Origin of the sequence: Ureibacillus endophyticus (genome assembly GCF_003628435.1) — a bacterium.
Taxonomy (GTDB): Bacteria; Bacillota; Bacilli; order Bacillales_A; family Planococcaceae; genus Ureibacillus; species Ureibacillus endophyticus.
This window is the reverse complement of sequence record NZ_RBZN01000087.1, coordinates 1-4,347: the sequence shown is the minus strand read 5'-3', so window position 1 is coordinate 4,347 and position 4,347 is coordinate 1. Positions and strand designations below refer to the sequence as shown.

The window sequence follows — 4,347 nt, the reverse complement described above, 5'->3', positions numbered from 1 at the left end:
TGAAATCATATGTGGATTAAACCCCTGAACTATAGCTAACTTGATATCACTAGTAAATTTAGTCATAAAAAAACTACACCTCCAATTGTTAGATTGTGTCTAACAATTGGGGTGCAGTTCACCATGATTGCTTTTTTATTTGTTCAGCTATTCATAATTAATTTCCTTACTCATTAGAATCCTGTTTCTTTTCTGCTAAATGATGTTCCCAATTAGTAACTTCATCTTCTTCATCAAATAATAGTGAAACTTTCGTAACCCCTTTTTGACTCATAATCATTTCGACTAAATGATCTCGAACATCATCTAAAAAGGCTAGGGAGAGATTAGGGTCTGTTTCTGCAACAACTGTTACATGAAGAAATTCTCCTTCTTTAATTACTTCTAATCGACGGATATCCGTTACGTGTGGATCTTCCATCACTAAGTTACCTATATGAATTTGCATTTCTTCATCAGTTTCCCCAATGACACCACGAGCATTATCAAGAAATACTCTACCAACTACATAGAACATCATTATTCCGATAATCATGGAAACTAAACCTTCTAATGCTGACCAACCTGTAAAATAGGCAATGACAATCGCTAGAAAGGCAAGGATGTTACCGGATGTTGCTACTAAGTCTTCCATCCAAACAAGTTTCGTAGCAGGCTTTGCTCGATTTAAATACGCAACAGACTTTGGTACGGCTAAGAAACCCTTATTCTCAACTCCCACTTCATGCAGTACTTCTTGTGCCGCTTTATGCAATACAGTTCCTTCTAATATAATACCTATTGACAACACTCCAAGAGCGATCAGTACGCCTCCAGAATCTTCAGTTGGATGAATAAAATGATGCCATCCTTCTTTTATTGTTTCATATGACAGGATTGCCACAATTAAAACTGCACCTAAACAAACAAGGTTTACAACACGCCCAAAACCATTGGGGAATTTTGCAGTAGGGGCTTTTTTCGATAAAGCCGAGCCAATAAAGACGAAGAATTGGTTTGCAGCATCACCAAGGGAGTGCATCATCTCTGCGAACATTGCTACGTTACCTGTAAAAAAATAGGCAACACCTTTAATTATTCCTAAAAATAAGTTAACAAGTGCTGCTATAAGAGAGGGTTTATTTCCACCCTTTATTAGTTTAAATATTTCGCCCATGTTTGTTCCTCCAATTTTATCCTAAGTTTTCTATCTCAATTTTGTGTACATAAGGTAGTGTGTGCAAAGTAGTGTAAATTGAAATAGTATCTTTTTTATATAATGTGGAAAATTTAATATCAACTTCAAATAAGACCTGTTCTGTTGATACGGGTATATCTTTAATACGTATATGTTCAATGTACATTTCATTTTGCTTCATAAAAGTAAGGAGGTTTTGAATATTTTCTTCCTTTGACAATCTTGCCCTTAACGATAGTTCTTTCATGCGTAAACGTTTTGGACCTATTTTGGACAAGAATGGTGCAATCAATTCAATTCCGATTACAACAATCACAACTGTTGCAAAAGCCTCGATATAAAAACCAGCTCCGACTGCGATTCCAATTCCTGCAGCACCCCATATCATCGCGGCAGTAGTTAAGCCTGTGATACTATCGTTTCCTTTTCGTAATATGACACCAGCACCTAAAAATCCAATACCACTGACAATTTGTGCTGCTAAACGTAGTGGATCCATTGTAATATTAATATCATCCCGAGGAGGAGTACTATACGCTGCTTCAATTGAAATGATTGTAAGTAAACAACTGAATGTCGCAATTACTAAGCTAGTTTTTAATCCAACAGGTTTCTTTTTCAGTTCCCGTTCAATCCCTATAATTAAGCTCAAAGTAGCAGCAATCACAAGTTTAATAACCACTTCATATGAGAATGGTTCATTAAGTATAGTAATATTCAATTGTTGTTGTACCCCCTTTTTAATGATTGAATTCCACTGCCTATTTGTGACAAAATAGAAATATATATACTATTTTATAAATATAGCAAAAATAATATAATGGGGTTATAAAAAAATGGAAAAACCTAAAATACACCCATATATACCTATTCTTATTGGTGTTATCTCAATTTCTTTATCTGCAATTATTGTTAAATTAACGGAAGCGCATAGTAGTGTTATTGCGTTTTATAGAATGTTATTTTCTATACTAATTATGAGTCCCTTATTTTTTTCGAAATATGTAAATGAAATTAAAATACTTTCAAAAAAAGATTGGCTCTTTTCTTCCGTAGCAGGAATCTTTTTAGCATTTCATTTTATTCTATGGTTTGAATCACTAAATTACACATCAGTAGCAAGTTCAACTGTTCTCGTAACATTACAACCTTTATTTGCTTTTATTGGAACATATCTATTTTTTAAAGAGAAAATTACAATAAAAACAATTGCTTCTGGAGCGATTGCGGTTTTAGGAAGTTTCTTGATTAGCTGGGGAGATTTTAGAGTAAGTGGTAGTGCATTATATGGAGATATCCTCGCTTTAATTGCATGTGCATTAATTACAGGTTATTTACTATTTGGACAAGATGTACGAAAACGTATTTCCCTCATTACTTATACAATGGTTGTTTATTCGATAAGTACGGTTTGTTTATTCTTTTACGTATTAATAACAGGGGAATCTTTTGGTCCATATCCGACAATGGATTGGGTTTGGTTCTTGCTTTTAGCTATTATTCCGAACCTTCTTGGTCATACTATTTTCAATTGGGCAGTTAAATGGGTAAGTACTAATGTTATTTCGGTAGCTGTGTTATTTGAACCTATCGGTGCTTCTATCCTTGCTTATTTTATTTTTTCAGAAAAGTTGATGACTACACAAATTATAGGTGGAGTAACAGTTATAATAGGTATTATGCTGTTTATAATAGATTTGAAAATTTTAAAAGGTTTTTTGAAAAAAGTACTTGATTAAGCATTTAATCTGATGTATATTATTACTTGTCCTTAACGACAAACAAAACTTTTAAGAGTAAAGTTCTAAGTTGAGGATAAGTTTTTCAACGATAACGATATAAAAAGTAATTGACTAATTTCGAAAGTAATGATATTATATAAGAGTTGCTTTTGAAAAAGTGAATAAATAAGTGAAGTGATGATGGCAAAGAGGTCACACCCGTTCCCATACCGAACACGGAAGTTAAGCTCTTTAGCGCCGATGGTAGTTGGGGGCTTCCCCCTGTGAGAGTAGGACGTTGCTTCGCTTATATACCCAGGAGGATTAGCTCAGCTGGGAGAGCACCTGCCTTACAAGCAGGGGGTCGGCGGTTCGAGCCCGTCATCCTCCACCATATTATGCCGGTGTAGCTCAGTTGGTAGAGCAACTGACTTGTAATCAGTAGGTCGTGGGTTCGACTCCTATCGCCGGCACCATTATTTAGAGCCATTAGCTCAGTGGTAGAGCATCTGACTTTTAATCAGAGGGTCGAAGGTTCAAGTCCTTCATGGCTCACCAGTTTTATATTGCGGGTGTGGCGGAATTGGCAGACGCACTAGACTTAGGATCTAGCGCCGCAAGGCGTGGGGGTTCGACTCCCTTCACCCGCACCATTTAAATAAATTATAATTTTAAGCACATGCGGAAGTAGTTCAGTGGTAGAACACCACCTTGCCAAGGTGGGGGTCGCGGGTTCGAACCCCGTCTTCCGCTCCAAATGTGCCGGGGTGGCGGAACTGGCAGACGCACAGGACTTAAAATCCTGCGGTAGGTGACTACCGTACCGGTTCGATTCCGGTCCTCGGCACCATTTTGCAAATCATAATATAAAATTTTTATTTGGGGCCTTAGCTCAGCTGGGAGAGCGCCTGCCTTGCACGCAGGAGGTCAGCGGTTCGATCCCGCTAGGCTCCACCAAATAAATTAATAATTTGGCGGCGTAGCTCAGCTGGCTAGAGCGTACGGTTCATACCCGTAAGGTCGGGGGTTCGATCCCCTCTGCCGCCATCTTTAGGACCTTTAGCTCAGTTGGTTAGAGCAGACGGCTCATAACCGTCCGGTCGCAGGTTCGAGTCCTGCAAGGTCCACCAATCGTCATAACACGGAGGAATACCCAAGTCCGGCTGAAGGGATCGGTCTTGAAAACCGACAGGCGGGTTAAACCGCGCGGGGGTTCGAATCCCTCTTCCTCCGCCATTCTTTATATGGTACAATGAAGTGTAAGTAAATTAATAATATTATCGCGGGGTGGAGCACGAACGAATAATCTTCGTAGCAAAACTTCAGCCTAACGATTTCGCAAGCTTCTTGAATTTACTAAACGAAATCGTGACGGTTCGATAATAGTTAATGCGTAAGTTTTTATTATATTTCTAACAATAACATTATCGCGGGGTGGAGCAGTTCGGT

At 38.1% G+C, this 4,347-nt stretch carries 3 protein-coding genes, 10 tRNA genes and 1 rRNA gene; 12 read left to right on the top strand and 2 right to left on the bottom strand.

The features are described 5' to 3' along the window. Positions 1-166: 166 nt before the first annotated feature. Both D8M03_RS17115 and D8M03_RS17110 read right to left on the bottom strand, forming a co-directional pair. Positions 167-1,156 carry a cation diffusion facilitator family transporter gene (locus tag D8M03_RS17115; protein ID WP_121215998.1) on the bottom strand — a complete coding sequence of 330 codons (990 nt, stop codon included), beginning with the start codon at positions 1,154-1,156 and terminating at the stop codon, positions 167-169. A 16-nt stretch (positions 1,157-1,172) separates the two neighbouring features. Beyond that, the gene (locus D8M03_RS17110) at positions 1,173-1,892 is read right to left on the bottom strand and encodes an MgtC/SapB family protein (protein ID WP_121215999.1); all 720 of its coding nucleotides are present in this window, start codon (positions 1,890-1,892) and stop codon (positions 1,173-1,175) included. A gap of 121 nt (positions 1,893-2,013) precedes the next feature. Between D8M03_RS17110 and D8M03_RS17105 the strand changes: the two genes are divergently transcribed. The 12 genes from D8M03_RS17105 to D8M03_RS17050 all read left to right on the top strand — a co-directional run bounded on the left by D8M03_RS17105 (position 2,014) and on the right by D8M03_RS17050 (position 4,134). Then, positions 2,014-2,916 carry a DMT family transporter gene (locus D8M03_RS17105; protein ID WP_121215997.1) on the top strand — a complete coding sequence of 301 codons (903 nt, stop codon included), beginning with the start codon at positions 2,014-2,016 and terminating at the stop codon, positions 2,914-2,916. Between the two features lie 173 nt (positions 2,917-3,089). Next, a 5S ribosomal RNA gene (gene rrf / locus D8M03_RS17100) occupies positions 3,090-3,205 on the top strand. Between the two features lie 11 nt (positions 3,206-3,216). Further along, positions 3,217-3,292: transfer RNA gene (locus D8M03_RS17095), tRNA-Val, on the top strand. 6 nt (positions 3,293-3,298) lie between these two features. Further along, positions 3,299-3,374: transfer RNA gene (locus D8M03_RS17090), tRNA-Thr, on the top strand. Positions 3,375-3,381: 7 nt separating this feature from the next. After that, positions 3,382-3,456 (top strand) — tRNA-Lys (locus D8M03_RS17085). Between the two features lie 10 nt (positions 3,457-3,466). Then, positions 3,467-3,551: transfer RNA gene (locus D8M03_RS17080), tRNA-Leu, on the top strand. Between the two features lie 28 nt (positions 3,552-3,579). Next, positions 3,580-3,654: transfer RNA gene (locus D8M03_RS17075), tRNA-Gly, on the top strand. A gap of 5 nt (positions 3,655-3,659) precedes the next feature. Further along, positions 3,660-3,748, top strand: a tRNA-Leu gene (locus D8M03_RS17070). 31 nt (positions 3,749-3,779) lie between these two features. Beyond that, positions 3,780-3,855, top strand: a tRNA-Ala gene (locus tag D8M03_RS17065). A 16-nt stretch (positions 3,856-3,871) separates the two neighbouring features. After that, positions 3,872-3,945: transfer RNA gene (locus D8M03_RS17060), tRNA-Met, on the top strand. A gap of 6 nt (positions 3,946-3,951) precedes the next feature. Continuing rightward, positions 3,952-4,028: transfer RNA gene (locus D8M03_RS17055), tRNA-Ile, on the top strand. A 13-nt stretch (positions 4,029-4,041) separates the two neighbouring features. Then, a tRNA-Ser gene (locus tag D8M03_RS17050) sits at positions 4,042-4,134 on the top strand. Positions 4,135-4,347 lie beyond the last annotated feature (213 nt).